Genomic DNA, 17,912 nt, shown 5'->3' with positions numbered 1-17,912 from the left:
CACCCGCGCAATACTCGAATTCTACCGTTGGGCGCAGAGAAGGAGCCGTCTTGTAACGCAGTCTTTTAAAAACCGCTTTTTGTTCGCCTTTTGCCTACGAGCGGGGATGCGCCGCCTTATGGGCCTGGCGAAGGCGCTCGACGGTAAGGTGGGTGTATATCTGCGTGGTCGAAAGCGATGCGTGGCCCAGCATCTCCTGCACGCTGCGCAGATCGGCGCCGCCCGCAAGCACATCGGTTGCGAAGGTGTGGCGCATATCGTGAGGCGTGATGTCCGAGGGGAGACCCGCCTGGACAAGCGCCTGCTTGAACATTTTGCGCATCGCATCGGTCTTCATCTGGTTGCCGCGTGTGGACACGAAGAAGAACTCGCTGTCGGCACCGTTCAAAAGCACCGGGCGGGCGAGGCGACGGTACTTCATCATGGAATCGAGGCACAGGGCGTGAAGGGGAACGATGCGCTCCTTTCGCCCCTTCCCCACCACCTTCACCTGGCATTGGGAAAAATCGACCAGGTCGTTGCGCAGCTCCGACGTCTCTGAGATGCGCGCGCCGCATGCGTAGAGAAACTCGAGAATAGCCTGATCGCGCATGCGAACAGCCTCGGCCTTGCCGATAGATCCCGCTTGGACGTCCGTTGCGTTCACACCCAGCAGCTGCGCCATCTCCTGCGGCTTGAGAACGCGGGGCAGCCTTGCCCCTTGGCGCGGGCCCTGCAGAACCGACGCCGGATCCGACACGATAACGCCCTCGATCAAAAGCCAGCGGTAGAAGGCCCGAATCGACGACAGCATGCGATTCGTGGTCGAGCGAGCATAGCGCGCCTCGGAAAGCTCGGAGAGGTAGAGCCGCAGGCCCCGATGGTCGATCGAGAGGAAGTCTCGATCGCTTCTTTCACACCACGCAAGATACGCCGCGATATCTTTGCGATACGCCCTCAGCGTATGCGGGGAGCTGTTGCGCTCGGCACGCAACGACGCACAGAAACGATCGACGTACGCCGTTGCGGATGGCAAAGCATCCGAATCGCCTTCGCTCATCGAGAACCCTCCCGCTGCGCGAGACCCGCCCCTTCAAGCTGGTGAACGTACCCATCGAGCGCGAGCGCGCCCCGCTGCGCATAGGCGGCGTAGCGCAGGCCCTTGTTTCTTACCCGCTCGGACAGAGGGGGCATGATGCCGAAGTTGACGTGCATGGGCTGATAGTTCTCGGTTTGAGGATCGGTCGCATAGCGCACCAGGGCCCCGAACGCGGTCTCGGCGGGAAGGGCGGGCAGCTCGATTCCCTTTAAGCGGGCCGCGATGGACAGCGCGCAATGAAGGCCCGAGCGGACGGCCTCGCAGTACCCCTCCGTTCCACCCAGCTGTCCGGCGACATAGACCGCAGCGCCCTCGATCGTCCCACCGCGCAGGGAAAGATCGGAATTGAGCAGACGGGGAGCGTCGATGAAGGTGTTGCGATGCATGACGCCGAATCGGACGAACTCGGCGCTTTCCAAACCCGGAATCATGCTGAACACGCGCTTTTGCTCGGCGAAACGCAGGTTGGTCTGAAAGCCAACCAGGTTGTAGGCGGTCATCTGCGCATTCTCGGCGCGGAGCTGAAGCGCTGCGTACGGGCGCCGACCCGTGCGCGGATCGGTAAGGCCCACGGGTTTAAGCGGACCGAAGCGCGGAGCGTCGATTCCCTTTCGCATGATCTCTTCGATAGGCTGGCAAGCCTGAAAGAGATCCTTGGTCTCGAAATCGCGCTGAATGACGCGCTCGGCCTCCAGCAGGCAGTTCGCGAACTCCTCGTATTCCTCGCGCGTGAACGGCGCGTTGAGGTAATCCCCCCGCCCGTCGGGCCCCTCGCCGGCGTCTTCGTAGCGGCTCTGACGAAAGACCTTGCCGTAATCAATGGAGTCGGCCATGACGATGGGAGCCGCGGCATCGAAGAACGACAGGCGATCCGACCCGGTTATCGAAGACAGATCGGCCGCGAGGGCATCGGTGGTGAGCGGTCCGGTTGCAACCACCATCGCAGCAGCCGTTCGGGCGATGGAACGCAGGCTTTCGACCTCGCCTTCGACCAACTTGATATTCGGATGCAGGCGCACCTGGTCGTCGAGCATCGAGCTGAACGCGTCGCGATCGACCGCAAGCGCCCCGCCCGCCGCCACGCGCGTCTTGAGCGCAGCGGCGTAGACGAACGAACCGAGGCGGCGCAATTCGGCCTTCAGCATGCCCGCGGCGCTCTCGGGCTTGGTGCTTTTCAACGAGTTGGAGCATACGAGCTCGGCGCAGCGCCCCGTTGTGTGAACCGGAGTGCCGGTATGGGGCCTCATTTCGTAGAGGGAGACCTCGAACCCGCGCGAAGCGAGTTGGAGTGCGGCTTCGGTACCTGCAAGGCCCGCACCGACTATCGCAATCGTTTTATCCATACCGACAGTGTAGCGCATGAGCTCCGAAGCCACCGCGTGAGCCGGCAGACGCCCGTCCTTTCAGCGGTGATCACCCCCTTACCACAGCAGCCCACCTCCCATCAGGCTGTCGCGCAATCAGCCCGCATGCCTCGGCCTTCACGGTTTCCTCCATGATCCAACTGCGCACCCGGTCGAAGGATCCGCGCGAAGCGAACCGCGCGCACAACTCTTCTGACGAAAGCGGTTCGGCCGACAGAGCGTCCAGCACCTCTCCGCCATCTCGAACCGAAGCGCATCCGCCGACGCCTCCTTCGCCTTCGGCTGCAACCGCCTCGCTTCGCAACAGACCGAACGCGGCCGCCATCTGGTCTTCGAACGTCTCGTCATCGATAACGGGCACGGCGCCGTCGTACAAAAGGCGGTTGGATCCCCTCGAATACGCCGAAGTGATGGCCCCCGGAACCACAAGCACCGTTTTTCCCATTTCAAGAGCTTCGTCAGCTGTCGAAAACGTTCCCGACGGCATGCCGGCTTCGACGATGAGCACGGCTCTGGCCAACCCGGCGATCAGCCTGTTGCGCTCTCGGAACATGTACGGGCGCGGCTCGGTACCCCACTCATGCTCCGACGCGATCGCGCCGCCCGCATCGATCACGCTCTGGAACAGCGCCCGATGCTCGCTTGGATACAAACGGTCGCATCCGCCGCCCAGAAACACCACGGTTTTCGAACGCGCTCCGACAGCCGCGCGGTGAGCCTCGGCGTCGCACCCTCGGGCTCCCCCCGATACGATGACGATTCCCCGTTCGGCAGCTTTACGGGAGAAGCGCGCCGCGCATCCTCTGCCGTACGGAGTTGCGTGGCGCGCCCCGATCACCGCCAGCCCTTCTTCAAGCGCATGCGGATTCCCAACCACGAACAGGCGCCGAGGAGGCCTTCGTACGCTTCTGAGGCTTTCCGGGAACAAGGGGCCTTCCCGCTCGATGACGAAGCGGTCTCCTTCCAGCATCGACCCTATCACTGCTCGCCTCCCATCCTATGCACCGCTCATATCTTTCCGGCCCTCCTCAGCCTGAACCCCAAGGCTTCACAGAGATCTGAACGGTTCACCGATTCCCGTTCGGCCATATCCGCGATGGTTCGCGCAACCGACAAAGCACGCGCCATCCCGCGCCCGCTCATCGCATGAGTCCGCGCGGCAGAGGCAAAGAACTCGGCATCGTCGTCCCGCATGCGACACGACTCCACGACCCCCCGGGTCGACCGATCGCATGGATAGCGCCCTTTCCTCCACGCCGCAAAGCGGCGAGCTTTCGATACCCCCTCCTTGAGGCATGACGACGACTCCGTTCGATCGAGGCTCATGATCTCGTGCGGCGGCACCCGTCTCACATCGATCTGCATGTCGAACCGATCGAGCAGAGGACCGCCCACTCTGGCTTGGTACGAAGCAATCTGCGAAGGCGTGCAGGTGCAGGTACGCTCGAGATCACCCAGATAGCCGCACGGACACGGGTTCGAAGCGGCAACAAGCATGAATCGAGCCGGAAACGTCGTGTTTCCATCGGCCCGCGTGATGGTGATGCGCCCTTCCTCCAAAGGCTGTCGCAGTGCTTGGAGAACAGACGATCTGAACTCCGCAAGCTCGTCCAAGAACAGAACTCCGTTATGCGCAAGGGAGATCTCCCCGGGGCGCAGCGGAGATCCACCGCCCACAAGCCCTGCCGCGCTCGCGCTGTGATGAGGCGCCCGAAAGGGCCTTGCTCCCGAGAGGATCGACGAGATGTCGTTTCCCGCGACCGAATGGATCAGCGCCGATTCCAACGCCGATCGCTTATCAAGCTCGGGAAGGATCGAGGGAAGCCGCGAAGCGAGCATGGTCTTTCCCGACCCCGGCGGACCGATCATGAGCAAACCGTGCGATCCCGCCGCCGCGATTTGCAAAGCGCGCTTTGCAAACGAGTTCCCCGAAACATCCGCATAATCCGACAACGCCCCGAAACGCTCGCTTGGGCAGCACGTCAGAAAACCGATATCGCCGCTACGCGCCGCCGAAAGCGATCTCATGTACCGAAACCGCGCCCCTTCGACCTCGACCAGTCTTTCCGGGGCATCCGCGCAGACGAATTCGATTCCGATCTCGGCAGATTTCACGGCGCAGGCCAGAATCCCGTCGATCGGACGAACCGACCCCTCAAGCGACAACTCGCCGACGAACATCCTGCCCTCGACGAACTGTGCGGGGACCTGCCCCGAAGCAACCAGCACCGCCAAAGCGATAGCCAAATCGAACCCCGTTCCCCGCTTTTTAAGAAAGGACGGGGCGAGATTGACCACCACGCGATCCCCCGGCATGGAAAAACCAACCGCCCTCAGGGCCGCGCGAACGCGCTCCTTGGATTCCTGAACGGCCGCGTCTGCCAACCCCACGATGTAGAATCCCGGAAGTCCCGGCGAAACCGACACCTCGACCTCGACGGGCATTGCTTCGACCCCTCGCAAACCCGCAGACAGAACCGTGCAGCGACCGTATCGCGCGCTCATGGCCGCCCAAACGCGTTAATGTGATGGCGAACCAGCGCGCGATCGCGGGATACCACCAGAAGGCCGATCACGTCGAATCGAACGGGAGCCTCATCGATCCCGCAATCCATCTCCCTGAGATAGCATGCCGCGATTTTCTCGTAACGCGCCTTCTTATGAGCGTCAACCGCTTCCTCGGGCAAACCCACGCTCAGATTCGATCTGGTCTTCACCTCGACAAATACGATGCAATCGCCATCGCGCGCTATGAGGTCCGCCTCGCCTGCAAAGCACGTCCAGTTCCTCTCGACGATTTCATAGCCGCGCATACGCAGATAGCGCTCTGCGGCTCGCTCCCCTCGAAGCCCCAACTCATGGGGGTCCATGTCCGAGACTGGCCTATGCTCGTCCGAATCGAACCGGTCGTCCGGCGTTTCCTCAACCATGTTTGCAGCCATGCCGTCTCCTTTCATCCGAAAAGAGAGTAGGCGCGCAATCCGACGAATCTCCAACCGGCATCGATCGGACATGAATCGAATAGCAAGCACGGCTTCGAACGAAAGTCGTGACCGTCCGACCGAACAAGAGAGCTTGATTCTAGCCGTTTGAACAGAAAGACCTGCAGAAGCTCTTCCGATGTATCGGGGACAGCCCGTGCAGCCCGATCGCTTCGATATGAGCCGCAGATCCGTACCCTTTGCATTCATCGAACCGGTAATGCGGGTACTGGCGCGCGTATTCGACCATCAGGGCATCGCGTTGGACCTTCGCTATGATCGAAGCTGCGGCGATCGAGGCGCAGGTGGCGTCACCTTTGACCACATTAACCTCGCGCCTATCGATTCCAAGGGGATTTCCGTCGATAAGAACCAAATCGGGAATGACTCCCCGTCGCTCGATATCGGCGATGGCGCGCGAAAACGCAACGCGAAGCGAAGCGGACATGCCCGCAGCGTCGATTTCGTCAGGCTGGATATGCTGGATGCTCCACGCACGCGCCGTTTCTCTGATCGCCTGGGCCATTGCAGGCCGATCCTCGGGTTTAACCTGTTTGGAATCGTTCAGGCCGCAGATGATCGTCGAAGGATCCAGAACGACCGCGCCGACCGTGAGAGGACCCGCCAAAGGCCCGCGCCCCACCTCGTCCAACCCCACGACAATGGACGCCCCGTGATCGGCAGCAAGATCGCGCTCGAAGCGGTAGAGCCCTTCCAGGCGCGCGCACTCGCGCTCCTCCCGCTCGATGCGCTTGCGCGCCGCCGCAAAGGCGATCGCCACCCCCTTTCGCGCATCGTCGAAGAACTCCCGTTCAAGCTGTTCGAAACACATTCGATCGGCTTTCGCCAGCATCACCTTGATCTGCCCCACCGTCATCCGACTGTCTGCTTCGCCCACATCGACTCCCTTGAATTTCGTCGAGAAAAGAAAAAAGCCCACGCCGTAGCATGGGCTTGAGAAAACAACGGCTCCTAGCGGAACGACTTCTCCTTGATCTTGGCGGCCTTGCCGACCTTGTCGCGGAGATAGTACAGTTTGGCGCGGCGAACATCGCCCTGGCGCACGACCTCGATCTTGTCGATCTTGGGAGAATGCACGGGGAAGGTGCGCTCGACGCCGATGGAGAAGCTCATCTTGCGAACCGTGAACGTCTCGCGGCTGGACTCGCCGTGACGACGGATGACGTCGCCCTGGAAAACCTGGATACGCTCGCGGTTACCCTCGGTGATGCGATAGTGAACCTTCACGTTGTCGCCCACGTGAAAAACAGGAAGATCCTGCTTGAACTGCTGCTGTTCGATAGCGCGAATGATATCCATGTCTGTTTCCTTCTATATGGTAAAACTTGAAAGCCGTTTTGCAATCTGCTTAAGACGCGATTAGGTAGTATATCGCCATAGCGCCCCCTATGCAAGAGCATTTTAGACCTGCTCATTTCACGCATAAGCGAGCCTCGCCCGACCGATTATACCAGCGATCGAAGAAAAAGAGGGGCGAACCTCAGATCATCATAAGCAGCAGGTACGCGGCGATGCCGGTCAACGCGCACCAGAGCAGCGATTTCGTAAGGCGCGCGACCACCACTACCGCCAACGCCGCCACAAGGGGGGCTCCCGCAGGCCAAAGGCCCGCGTCGAACATTCCCGGCGCAAGGAGATCGTTTGCAACCAGGGCGGCAAACGCCGCAGGGGGAATATAGCCCAACGCATCGGACACGCGCGTAGGGAGCTCTCTGCCCTTCAGAAGCATCATGGGAAGCACGCGGCTCGCAAGCATGCACGATGCGGTAACAGCCAGGATGATGAAGAAATCGGGCCAGGTGATAGGAGCGCTCATCGCACAACCTCCCTCAACCTGTCAAATGCGATGGCGGCGGCGACGCCGAACGTGGCCCCCAGCAGAATCGACGGACCCGACAGTCCGACCAGCTTGCACGCGAACACGCCCGCAACGGCCGCGACTATGGCGACAACGTTGGACGGCGTCATCTTCTGGGTGGCCATCAGGCAGATGAAAATGGACGTCATCGCGAACGCCGCTATGGGAAGAGGAATGTTCAGGGCATCGCCGATGAAGGTGCCCGCCACGCACGAAAGCGTCCAGGACGACCATGAAAAGCAATTCACCAAGGTGGCTCGTTCAACCGACCAGCCCCCCGCAAGGAAGCGGTTCATGTTCACACCGAAGCTCTCATCGGTGATGGTGGCTGCAAAGAAACACGAAAGCGGACGGGGAACGTCTCTCACCCACGACGTGATGGAGGTCGAGTACAGGATATGGCGCATGTTCACCAGGGATACGCTCGCTACGATCGAAGCGACCGGCGAGGCGGCGAGCCACATGTTCGGAAGCATGAACTGACCCGCCCCCGAATACAGGAGCAGGCACATCATAAGAACCTGAAGGGCGTTCATCCCGATAGACGAGCTGAGGATGCCACACGGAATCCCGATGGCCACGTAACCGAGCACGATCGGAAAAGCCGCCCCGAAGGCCGCCTGTATGTTATCTCTCGAATGCATAGGGATTTATTATAGGACGAAGAAGCTGCACTAGGAAGCCAATTCGTTCGCCCGCAGCGAACGGGGCGAAAAAATGTCGTGGAAGCTGTCGCGCGCGAACCGATCGGTCATCCCCGCGATGTAGTCGACCGCCGCAACCACCGCGTCTCCGCGCGCGATATCGCGGTACTCGCCCGGCACCTCGTCGGGACGATCGACGTAATGCTGGAACAAAAGCCCTATCAGACGAGACGCCTTATCCGCCTCCGTTTTGACCGCAGAGCTGGTATACACCGAATCGAACAGGAACGAGCGAAGCTCCATCATGGCCGACCACATAGGATCCGACATACGGATGTCGCCGAACGTCGCCGACGTTTCAACCAGATCGAGCACGAGCGATTCGATGCGCGCCGAGTGATCGCCCCCGATAACTGCATGCGTGGACTCCGGCAGATCGTCCTCAGACAACAGCCCCGCCCTGATCGCATCGTCGATATCGTGATTCACGTACGCGATTCGATCGGAAATGGCGACCACGCGCCCCTCGAGCGTTTCGGCGCGCAGATTACCGCTGTGGCACACGATCCCATCACGAACCTCGGCCGTCAGATTCAGTCCCGCCCCGCCGTTCTCGATGACCTCGACCACGCGCAAGCTCTGACGGTTGTGATGAAACAGCAGATGGGAGCGATCCCCGCTGCCCGCAAACGACGGGCCGTCCAACTCGAACCCCTCCCTGCGCGCAAGGCAGTCGGACAAAGCGGCCTCTCCGGCATGGCCAAACGGCGTATGTCCCAGGTCGTGACCGAGAGCAATGGCCTCGGTCAGATCCTCGTTCAACGACAGGGCGCGGGCGATCGTGCGCGAGATCTGGGACACCTCGAGGGTATGGGTGAGGCGCGTTCGGTAATGATCTCCCTCGACTGCCAGAAAGACCTGGGTCTTGTGCGACAGACGACGAAACGCCTTGGAGTGGAGGATCTTATCGCGATCGCGCTGGAAATCGTTGCGAAGGATGTCGGACGCAGAAGAGCGATCGCGCCCTTCGCTTTCCGAAGAGAGCATCGCATCGCCACCCAGCATGTCGCGTTCGCGAAACTGTTGGTCTTCCCTCCCGATAATGCGCATAAGCCCTCCTTCGCATGGTAGCTTGACGGCATCTTACCCGATGATAGACAAAAAATGAAACACCCGCAATCGCCGACCCATCCCGTTCGCTTCAAGAATATGTGGATGATCGTTTTTTATCTTTACTTTACCTAGATGTATAATAGGATTTAACCGTACGAAGAAACCCGAACGACAAGGCGCTCGGGCGGAAAGAGAAAGAGGAAGCCATGACCGTCTACAAGAACGTTTCCGAACTCATCGGCAACACACCTTTGGTGGAGCTTTCGAGCTTCGAAGCGAACCACGCGCTGCAAGCGACCATCATCGGCAAGGTCGAATCGTTCAACCCCGCCGGGTCGGTGAAGGATCGCATCGCCAAGGCCATGATCGATCGGGCCAAAGCCGACGGGATTATCGACGACGACACCGTGTTCATCGAGCCCACCTCGGGCAACACCGGAATCGGCCTTTCGGCTATCGCCGCCGCAACCGGGCACCGCATCATCATCACCATGCCCGAAACCATGTCGGTCGAGCGCCGCAACCTCATGAAGGCCTACGGGGCCGAACTCGTGCTGACCGACGGATCGAAGGGCATGAAGGGAGCGATCGCCAAGGCCGACGAACTGCATGCCGAAGTCCAAAACTCCTTCATCCCCGGCCAGTTCGTCAACCCCGCGAACCCCGCCGTTCATGCCGCCACCACCGGCCCCGAGATCTGGGAAGCCACCGAAGGCAAGATAGATATCCTCGTAGCGGGTATCGGAACCGGCGGAACCATCTCGGGCACAGGCTCGTTCCTGAAATCCCAGAACCCCGACATCAGAGTTGTCGCGGTCGAACCGGCCGGCTCCCCCGTCCTGTCCGAAGGCCGCCCCGGAGCGCACAAGATCCAGGGGATTGGCGCCGGATTCGTCCCCGAAACGCTTGACACCGCGGTCTACGACGAAATCATCGCCGTCACCGACGAAGAGGCGTTCGAAACCGGGCGCGAGCTTGCAGCCAACGACGGCCTGCTGGTGGGCATCTCTTCGGGTGCGGCCGTCGCGGCCGCGCGCAGGCTGGCCGAGCGCCCCGAAAACGAGGGCAAGGTCATCGTGGCCATCCTCCCCGACACCGGAGAGCGCTACCTGTCCACGGCGATGTTCGACTTCTAGGGAAGGCGCATGCGATTCGGTTCTATGGTATGATCCGGCCATTCGACGAAACCTGAATAGCCGCCCGAAAGGCCCGCCATGAGAATTTCGACCAAAGGCCTCTACGCCGTGCGCCTGATGCTGTACCTGACGACGAAGGGTCAGGCCGAGCCGGTGTCTTTGAAGGAGATCTCGGAAACCCAGCGCATCTCGAAAAAGTACCTCGAACAGATCACCCCGAGCTTGACGAGCGCCGATCTTTTGAAGTCGACGCGCGGGGCATCGGGGGGATACAAGCTGGCGCGGCCTGCCGACAAGATCAGCATCTACGACATCCTCGACGCAACAGAGGGAAGCCTCGCCCCTGCAGGCGCTCTTGACAAGGGCGAACTCGAGTGGGCCCCGGCTTCTCCCTGCCTTGAAGCGAACATGTGGCGCGGACTGGACAACCTCATCAAAGAGTACCTAAGCGGCATCTCGCTGCAAAAGATCGTCGACGACGAATCCCCCGTCGCCGCGGACAGCTACGCGATCTGATGATGCCCGAACATGCATATCCTTCGGCAGGTCAGCGAGTGCTCTGCGCCATGAGCGGGGGCGTCGATAGCTCGGTCGCCGCGCTCGTCCTCGCCGAAGCCGGACTCGACGTCCAGGGGGTGACCCTCAAGCTGTTCGAAAACGAAGACGCCTGCCTTGCCGAATCGAAAACCTGCTGTTCGCTGAAGGATGCCGAGGACGCACGGCAGGTATGCCTGGAAATAGGCGTGCCCCACTACGTGTTCAACTTCACCAAGACGTTTAATCGGGAGGTCATCGATCGGTTCTGCACGGGATACCTGAGCGGCGATACCCCCAACCCCTGCATCGACTGCAACCGCTACGTGAAGTTCGCAGCTTTGCAGCAAAGGCGCCGCGAACTGGAATTCGACTACGTTGCCACCGGTCACTACGCCCGACGGTCGTTCAACGCCGAAACCGGGCGCTACGAACTGAAAACCGGCTTGGACGGCAACAAGGACCAGAGCTACGTTCTGTTCCATCTCAGCCAGGACACGCTCGAGCATATGCTGTTCCCTCTGGGGGAGCTCACCAAACCCCGAGTCCGTGAAATGGCGGCCCGGCACAGCTTCATCAATGCGAACAAGCGCGAAAGCCAGGACATCTGCTTTGTACCCGATGGGGATTACGCGCGCTTCATCGAACTTAGAACGGGTTCGCAATTCGAGCCGGGAGAGATTGTGGACCGCAGCGGAAAGGTTCTTGGAACCCACCATGGACTGGTGCGCTACACCATCGGGCAGCGCAAGGGAATCGGCGTTGCGGCTCCCGAACCGCTCTACGTCTATGCGAAAGATAGCGAGAGGAATCGGCTGGTGGTCGATTTCGATCGCAATACGCTGTGCACCCGAATCCTCGTGCGCGATGCGAACTTCATCGCGCGAGACTCGTTGAACCATCCCGTTCGGCTTAACGTCAAGGCGCACTACCGCCAGAGCGCCCGGCCGGCAACCGTCGAGCAAACCGGGAAATCAAGTCTGGTCGTCACCTTCTCCGAACCGCAGCGCGCCTGCGCTCCCGGACAGTTCGCGGTAGCATACGATCGAGATACCGTCGTATGCGGGGGGACCATCGAGCGGATCCTAGCCTAGCATCGAACCCGCAACTCCCTTCGCCCGTCGCGCAAACCCCGTCATCTGCTCTCGGCCCGAAACGACAAGGGAACCCGCGATCACCGCGGGTTCCCTTTACAGACGCGCAAACAGGCAGCCGGTTTTCTTCCTATTTGAGCGCAGCCTGAGCGGCAGCGAGACGCGCGACCGGAACACGGTACGGCGAGCAGCTCACGTAATCCAGGCCGATCTTATGGAAGGTGTGGATGGAATCGGGATCTCCACCGTGCTCGCCGCATACACCCACTTTGAGGTCGGGGTTGCCCTGGCGACCCAGGTCGACGCCCATCTTAACCAGTTTCGCAACGCCCGGATCGATGGTTGCGAAGGGATTGTAGGGAAGCAACTTCTCGGTAAGGTACTGGGGGATGAACTCGCCCTCGACATCGTCGCGGCTGAAGCCGAACGTGGTCTGCGTAAGGTCGTTCGTACCGAAGCTGAAGAAGTCGGCCTGCGTGGCGATCTCGTCGGCGGTAACGGCCGCACGCGGAAGCTCGATCATGGTGCCGATCTCCAGGTCGAGTTCGACGCCCTCCGCTTCGGACACCTCGGCGATGGTCTTCTGGGCGACCTCGCGCAGCTTAGCAAGCTCGTTCACGGTGCTGACCAAGGGAATCATGATTTCGGGACGAGGATCGAATCCCTCCTTTTTCAGGCGCGCAGCAGCCGTCGCGATAGCGCGGACCTGCATGACCGGAAGAATGGGGTACACGATGCCCAGACGGCAGCCACGCAAGCCCAGCATCGGATTGGCCTCGACGAACGAGTCGATCTTGGCCAGAAGCCCTCGTTTCTCGGCGATTACGCGCGCATCGGCACCGGAAGCCTCCAGGCGGGCGATTTCAACATCGAGCGCGCGGGGGCTCTCCAGGAACTCGTGCAGCGGCGGATCGAGCAGACGCACGATGACGGGCAGGCCATCCATGGCCTTGAACATACCGTAGAAGTCGCCCGTCTGAGCGGCGTACAGATCGGCGATGGCCTTTTCGCGAATCTCCTCGTCCTCGTCGAGGATGAAGCTCTGGATGATCTGCTTGCGCTCGCCCAGGAACATGTGCTCGGTGCGGTCGAGGCCGATGCCCTCCGCGCCGAACTCACGGGAGAGCCGAGCGTCTTCGGGGTTGTCGGCATTGGCGCGCACGCCGAGGGTACGGAACTCGTCGGCCCACTCGAGAATGGTGTCGAGATCTCCGGTCAGCTCCGGCTGAACCAGATCGACCGCGCCGAGAACGACGATGCCCGTAGTACCGTCCAGCGAGATGACGTCGCCCTCGCGCAGTACCACGTCGGTACCGGCGACCACAGCCTGCTTCTTCTCGGCGTCGATGCGCAGCGCCTCGGCGCCGCAGACGCATGGAGCGCCCATGCCGCGAGCGATAACGGCGGCGTGGGAGGTTTTTCCGCCATGCGAGGTGAGGATGCCCTCGGCGGCGATCATGCCGGCCAGATCGTCGGGTGTGGTCTCCCAGCGAACAAGAACGGTCTTCTCGCCGCGCTCGGCGGCCTCAACCGCATCGGCGGCCGAGAACACGACCTTGCCCACCGCGGCACCCGGGGACGCGTTCAGGCCGCGGGCAAGCACATCGTAACGGGCGTTCTTGTCGAATTGAGGATGAAGGAGCTGATCGAGCTGCGACGGCTCGACGCGGCACACGGCCTCCTCCTTGGTGATGAGGCCTTCGCGCTGCATGTCGATGGCAACCTTGAGGGCGGAAGCGGCGGTGCGCTTGCCTGCGCGGGTCTGAAGCATCCAGAGCTTGCCCTGCTCGATGGTGAACTCGATGTCCATCATGTCGCGGAAGTGGTTCTCGAGCAGCACGAACACATCCTCGAGCTCCTGACCGGCCTTTTGAAGCCCTTCCACGTGCTTGAGCTCGGAGATGGGACTGGTGTTGCGTATGCCCGCGACGACGTCTTCGCCCTGGGCGTTTACCAGGTAGTCGCCGTAGAACTCCTTGGTTCCGTCGGCGGGGTTGCGCGTGAAGGCCACGCCGGTGGCAGAGGTGTTACCCTTGTTGCCGAACACCATGCACTGGACGTTGACGGCCGTACCCAGATCGTCGGCGATCTTGTTCTTCTGGCGGTACAGGGTCGCGCGCGGGTTGTTCCAGCTGCCGAACACCGCCTCGATAGCCAGCTGAAGCTGAACGGTGGGATCCTGCGGGAAGCGCACTTCGCCGTCCGCAACGAGCGAGGGGTAGTCGGCAGCGGAGGTGTTCTGCGCAAAGATCGCCTTGAACTCGGACACCAGCTCGGAAAGATCCTCTGCCGTCAGATCGGTGTCGGAGACCGCGCCGCGGCGCTGCTTCATGGCAATGATCGCGTTCTCGAACAGATCGCCATCAAGGCCGATAACCACATTGGAGAACATCTGGATGAAACGACGGTACGAGTCCCAGGCGAAGCGAGGGTTGTCGGTCTGAGCGATGAGTCCCTGAATGGACCGGTCGTTCAGGCCGAGGTTGAGCACCGTGTCCATCATGCCCGGCATCGACATGGGAGCGCCGGAGCGAACGGAGACCAGAAGCGGGTCGGCGGCATCTCCGATCTTCTTGCCCATGCGCTCTTCGAGGTCGATGCGATACGCGCGAATCTCGTCGAGCGCCCCTTCGGGCCAGGCGTTGTCGGCATTCGCGTACTCCATGCAGGTCTGGCAGGTGATGGTGAACCCGGGAGGGACGGGAAGGCCGATGTTGGCCATTTCGGCGAGGTTGGCGCCTTTGCCGCCCAGCACTCCTTTCATGCTGGCCGCACCCTCGGTGACGTTGTCGCCCTGAGAGTCCTTACCGAATCGGTATACGCGTTTGACTTGCTCAGCCACCTTGTTCTCCTTAGCACTGATTCACTTGTTCTTACGCGTCTTGGGCGTATGCCCACGAACGCCAACATGTTAACGCAGCAGTAACGAAGTCGCCCTCGATTCGGATGCTCCAAACGGTAAACGGCTGGCATCTCTCAAGGAAAAACACGGCTCGCACATGCGATAGCGCCACATTGGTTCCGATGCGGCGCTCGCCCGTCAAGCACCCGCTACAATGCCGTCGTCGCTCGAAACGATGGACACCCCCCCGCCACTCACGGATATTGACTGCCCCTCAAGGCCCTCGATGCTGGACACCACATCCACCGTACCACCCGACACCGACAGCCCGCACTCGGCATGTACGCCGTCATCGTCAGCATCGATCGAGAAAGAGCCGACATCGATGCTGACGAATCCGCGATCGGCGTCGTCTTCGTTGGATGACGCGACGCCGTCCTTGCCTGACATCAGCGTGAAGGAGCCGCCGCCGATCTTGACGCAATCCTTGCCGACCAGAGCGTCTCCCACCGAGCTCACGGTATACGTTCCCCCGATGATCACCAGGTCGTCTTTCGACTTGATGCCGTCGTTGCACGAACCTGCAACCGAAAGCGCCCCCGTCCCCCGCAGCGTGAGGTCGGCGGTACTGTACAGCGCCGCGCCAAGAACGTCCCCCGCGGCGTCGGCAACCGCGGGCGACGAATCCGCCAAAGAGTTCTGAGTGCCGTCTGCAAGCGTGACGAACACCTGTCTTGGGAAATCGATTGCAACGCTCATCGAGAACGCTTGCAAGTACATCGAGACGGGCGGACGCGTCCTCATCGGGCTCTCCAGCGCAAACGGCAGGGCCGTTCTATCGGTCAACAACTCCGGCTCGTATATCGAACCGGGAGATCTCGAGCGCGTATTCGATCGATTCCACCGAACCGACAAGGCGCGCGGCGGAGACGCAGCAGGATACGGCCTGGGGCTTTCCATTGCGAAGGAAACCGCTAAAGCTCACGGGGACACCCTGTCGGTCCCCAGTTCGCACGACGGAGGGACGACGTTCACGCTCACCCTCCCGCTTGCGTAACGTCTGCGAAAAGCAGATCCGGCGAGATGCGCGCCTACATACCTGCACGCCGCGCGATGGCCGTGGCCGCTGCGTAGGCGGTCGTCCACGCAGCCTGAAAGTTGAACCCCCCGGTGATTCCGTCGATATCGAGCACTTCGCCGGCATAGAACAGACCGGGTGTCTGCTTGGACTCCATCGTCGTTTTGTCGATGGAGTCCAGCGGTACCCCTCCGCACGTCACGAACTCGTCCTTATGGCGCGCACGGCCGGACACCGCGTACACATCGTTCGTAAGAACTTCGGTCAGTCGAGCGAAGTCCCGCTTCGACAGGTCAGCATACCGCTTGCCCGCGATGGACGCCTCCCCGCACGCCGTTGCGCGCGAGACCGCGTGCGCCCACAGACGGCTCGGCAAGCCGAAGGGGGAAGCGTTCGGCACCGCTTTTCTCGCATGAGCGCGCGCAAGGTCTCGCAGCAAACCCGAAACCTCGTCGTAATTGCGCCCGCCCGTCCAGTTCACCCTTAGATCGAACCGATACGCGCAGCTCGCAAGCTCTCGAGCGGCGTAGCTGGAGAGCTTCAGAATAGCGGGCCCGCTGAAGCCTTCGTGGGTCACGAGAAGCGCGCCGCGCGCCGAGAGCTTCGATGCCGGAATGGATGCGACGACCTCGGGTACCGAAACGCCGGCGAGACCGTCGGGCGCGCCACCCGCAAGCTTGAACGCGAAAAGACTCGGAACGCACCCCCGAGCACCAGGGGTTCCCCCGATCGTGACGGCGACGAAATCGAAATCCCCTCCCCCGTCGCGAAGAAGCGATTCGGGCCGATCGATCCGACATCCCGTCCGAACGCGGATCCGAAGCCTTTCGGCTTCGGTTTTCAGGCAACCCGAAACCGCACGGCTATCCTGCGCGCGGGGAAACACCCGCTGGTCTGCCGTAATCATGAGGGGAACGCCGCGACCCTCGAACCAAGCGAAGGCATCCTGGGGCCCGAATCGTTTGAACTGGCTTTTGATCAGATTCGACCCCCGCGGATAGACCGTTTTGAGGTCCTTCACGCCAGCGAACGTATTGGTGCAGTTGCAACGGCCGCCACCTGAAGCCTCGAGCTTCGACAGCACACGATCTCGCTGCTCGAACACAACGACCTCGAGACTAGAAGCGGCCTGCGCCGCATTGACCGCCAAAAAGAACCCCGCAGCGCCACCGCCGATCACCGCCAACCTCAACGAGGATCCTCCTCCTGTCCAACGGGCACTCGATTCGAAGCCGCATACGTTCCGCACGCGGACCGAACGCGTCGAACGGCTTAGCGGTACCCCAGCATATCGGGATGATTGCGTGCGAAATGGGCCAGGATCTCCTGGGCAGTCTCCTCGACGGCACGGCGCTCCGTATGAACGACGATGCAGCCCAGCTTGCGCATGAGCGCGCGGGCGCGCTCCAAATCGTCGTACACGTACTCGGGATCGGCGTAGCTTCCCGCTACGCTGCAGGCGTTTCCCAGACGGCGCTTGCGGATATCGACCAGCACATCGGGCGTGGTCATCAAACCGAACAGACGAGTAGGATCGACGTCGTATATCTCTTTCGGCGGCTCGGTATGCATGTCGAGCGGAACGTTGGCCACCTTGAACCCCTGCTGGGAAAGGTAAATCGACAAAGGCGTCTTCGACGAGCGCGAAACCCCCAGAAGCACGATATCGGCCTTGGCAAGTTCGTGGGGATTGCGCCCATCGTCGTGGGCGATGGTGAACTCGACCGCTTCGATGCGGCTGAAGTACTGCTGGTTGGCCACATGCAGCTTTCCGGGAAGCTGGGAAGGAGCGAGTCCCGTCATCGAGGCGATCGCCTTAAGCGCCGGCGTCATGATATCGACGGCGACGATATTGGGGTGTTCGGCCACGTATGTGCACAGCTTATCGGCCAATTCGTTCGTCACCAGCGTGTAGAACAGCAGCAGGCGGTCATTCCCGTCACGCTGGACCCCCCGAGATACATGCTCTTCCAGGAAAGACCGGATCTGCTCGAACGAGCGAACCTTCGAGAGCACTTCGACGTGGGGGGCTTCGATGCCGAACTGAACCGCCGCGGCGCGCGCGATGGACTGACCCGTCAGACCAACCGAATCGCTGACCACGTATATCGTCGGAAATCCACCATGCGCGGCGTACATCTCCGTCTCCAGCATGCGCCCCCCCCTTTT

18 protein-coding genes are annotated in these 17,912 nt (G+C 61.3%); 4 read left to right on the top strand and 14 right to left on the bottom strand.

Annotation, left to right across the window (positions count from 1 at the left end; all coding sequences use genetic code 11):
- Positions 1-94: 94 nt before the first annotated feature.
- From EIH26_RS05110 to dgt, 10 genes are all read right to left on the bottom strand, one after another.
- Positions 95-1,039, bottom strand: a complete 945-nt coding sequence (locus EIH26_RS05110; RefSeq protein WP_124061184.1) for a tyrosine recombinase — start codon at positions 1,037-1,039, stop codon at positions 95-97.
- Complete coding sequence (trmFO, locus tag EIH26_RS05105) at positions 1,036-2,439, bottom strand: methylenetetrahydrofolate--tRNA-(uracil(54)-C(5))-methyltransferase (FADH(2)-oxidizing) TrmFO (protein WP_124061183.1); 1,404 nt, start codon at positions 2,437-2,439, stop codon at positions 1,036-1,038. Before trmFO ends, EIH26_RS05110 begins: the two co-directional genes overlap by 4 nt.
- 52 nt (positions 2,440-2,491) lie before the next feature.
- A complete protein-coding gene (dprA, locus tag EIH26_RS05100) occupies positions 2,492-3,412 on the bottom strand; it encodes a DNA-processing protein DprA (RefSeq protein ID WP_124061182.1) in 921 nt (306 codons plus the stop codon).
- A gap of 38 nt (positions 3,413-3,450) precedes the next feature.
- Positions 3,451-4,947, bottom strand: coding sequence for a YifB family Mg chelatase-like AAA ATPase (locus EIH26_RS05095; RefSeq protein WP_124061181.1), 1,497 nt, complete (start codon positions 4,945-4,947; stop codon positions 3,451-3,453).
- Positions 4,944-5,384, bottom strand: coding sequence for a YraN family protein (locus EIH26_RS05090; protein WP_206424675.1), 441 nt, complete (start codon positions 5,382-5,384; stop codon positions 4,944-4,946). The genes EIH26_RS05095 and EIH26_RS05090 overlap by 4 nt, the downstream gene beginning before the upstream one ends.
- A gap of 139 nt (positions 5,385-5,523) precedes the next feature.
- Positions 5,524-6,321 (bottom strand): ribonuclease HII, encoded by a 798-nt coding sequence (locus tag EIH26_RS05085; protein WP_241152764.1) that lies wholly within the window; start codon positions 6,319-6,321, stop codon positions 5,524-5,526.
- A 74-nt stretch (positions 6,322-6,395) separates the two neighbouring features.
- Entirely contained in the window at positions 6,396-6,743 is a 348-nt protein-coding gene (gene rplS, locus EIH26_RS05080) for a 50S ribosomal protein L19 (protein WP_124061180.1), read from the bottom strand.
- 181 nt (positions 6,744-6,924) lie between these two features.
- Positions 6,925-7,260: an AzlD domain-containing protein gene (locus EIH26_RS05075; protein WP_124061179.1), complete on the bottom strand. Its 336-nt coding sequence runs from the start codon at positions 7,258-7,260 to the stop codon at positions 6,925-6,927.
- On the bottom strand, positions 7,257-7,946 hold the full coding sequence (locus EIH26_RS05070; RefSeq protein ID WP_124061178.1) for an AzlC family ABC transporter permease: 690 nt from the start codon (positions 7,944-7,946) through the stop codon (positions 7,257-7,259). The genes EIH26_RS05075 and EIH26_RS05070 overlap by 4 nt, the downstream gene beginning before the upstream one ends.
- 30 nt (positions 7,947-7,976) lie before the next feature.
- Positions 7,977-9,056 carry a dGTP triphosphohydrolase gene (gene dgt / locus EIH26_RS05065; RefSeq protein WP_124061177.1) on the bottom strand — a complete coding sequence of 360 codons (1,080 nt, stop codon included), beginning with the start codon at positions 9,054-9,056 and terminating at the stop codon, positions 7,977-7,979.
- A 209-nt stretch (positions 9,057-9,265) separates the two neighbouring features.
- Between dgt and cysK the strand changes: the two genes are divergently transcribed.
- The 3 genes from cysK (at position 9,266) to mnmA (ending at position 11,823) form a co-directional block, all read left to right on the top strand.
- Positions 9,266-10,195 carry a cysteine synthase A gene (cysK, locus tag EIH26_RS05060; RefSeq protein WP_124061176.1) on the top strand — a complete coding sequence of 310 codons (930 nt, stop codon included), beginning with the start codon at positions 9,266-9,268 and terminating at the stop codon, positions 10,193-10,195.
- 78 nt (positions 10,196-10,273) lie between these two features.
- Complete coding sequence (locus EIH26_RS05055; protein ID WP_124061175.1) at positions 10,274-10,711, top strand: Rrf2 family transcriptional regulator; 438 nt, start codon at positions 10,274-10,276, stop codon at positions 10,709-10,711.
- Positions 10,711-11,823 (top strand): tRNA 2-thiouridine(34) synthase MnmA, encoded by a 1,113-nt coding sequence (mnmA, locus tag EIH26_RS05050; RefSeq protein ID WP_370453756.1) that lies wholly within the window; start codon positions 10,711-10,713, stop codon positions 11,821-11,823. The genes EIH26_RS05055 and mnmA overlap by 1 nt, the downstream gene beginning before the upstream one ends.
- A 130-nt stretch (positions 11,824-11,953) precedes the next feature.
- Here mnmA and ppdK read toward each other — a convergent pair whose 3' ends face one another.
- Both ppdK and EIH26_RS05040 read right to left on the bottom strand, forming a co-directional pair.
- Positions 11,954-14,665 carry a pyruvate, phosphate dikinase gene (ppdK, locus tag EIH26_RS05045; RefSeq protein WP_124061174.1) on the bottom strand — a complete coding sequence of 904 codons (2,712 nt, stop codon included), beginning with the start codon at positions 14,663-14,665 and terminating at the stop codon, positions 11,954-11,956.
- 198 nt (positions 14,666-14,863) lie between these two features.
- Positions 14,864-15,424, bottom strand: coding sequence for a carbohydrate-binding domain-containing protein (locus EIH26_RS05040; protein ID WP_206424673.1), 561 nt, complete (start codon positions 15,422-15,424; stop codon positions 14,864-14,866).
- Between EIH26_RS05040 and EIH26_RS05035 the strand changes: the two genes are divergently transcribed.
- Positions 15,369-15,722 (top strand): cell wall metabolism sensor histidine kinase WalK, encoded by a 354-nt coding sequence (locus tag EIH26_RS05035; protein ID WP_124061172.1) that lies wholly within the window; start codon positions 15,369-15,371, stop codon positions 15,720-15,722. The genes EIH26_RS05040 and EIH26_RS05035 overlap by 56 nt on opposite strands.
- A 34-nt stretch (positions 15,723-15,756) precedes the next feature.
- On the opposite strand, the gene EIH26_RS05030 is transcribed toward EIH26_RS05035, so the two are convergent.
- Positions 15,757-16,935: an aminoacetone oxidase family FAD-binding enzyme gene (locus tag EIH26_RS05030; RefSeq protein WP_124061171.1), complete on the bottom strand. Its 1,179-nt coding sequence runs from the start codon at positions 16,933-16,935 to the stop codon at positions 15,757-15,759.
- 80 nt (positions 16,936-17,015) lie between these two features.
- Positions 17,016-17,897: a pyruvate, water dikinase regulatory protein gene (locus EIH26_RS05025; protein WP_124061170.1), complete on the bottom strand. Its 882-nt coding sequence runs from the start codon at positions 17,895-17,897 to the stop codon at positions 17,016-17,018.
- Positions 17,898-17,912: the final 15 nt, after the last annotated feature.

This window comes from Gordonibacter sp. Marseille-P4307, from assembly GCF_900604965.1.
Taxonomy (GTDB): domain Bacteria; phylum Actinomycetota; class Coriobacteriia; order Coriobacteriales; family Eggerthellaceae; genus Berryella.
The sequence above is the reverse complement of the archived record's forward strand: the minus strand, read 5'-3'. Positions and strand labels throughout refer to the sequence as shown.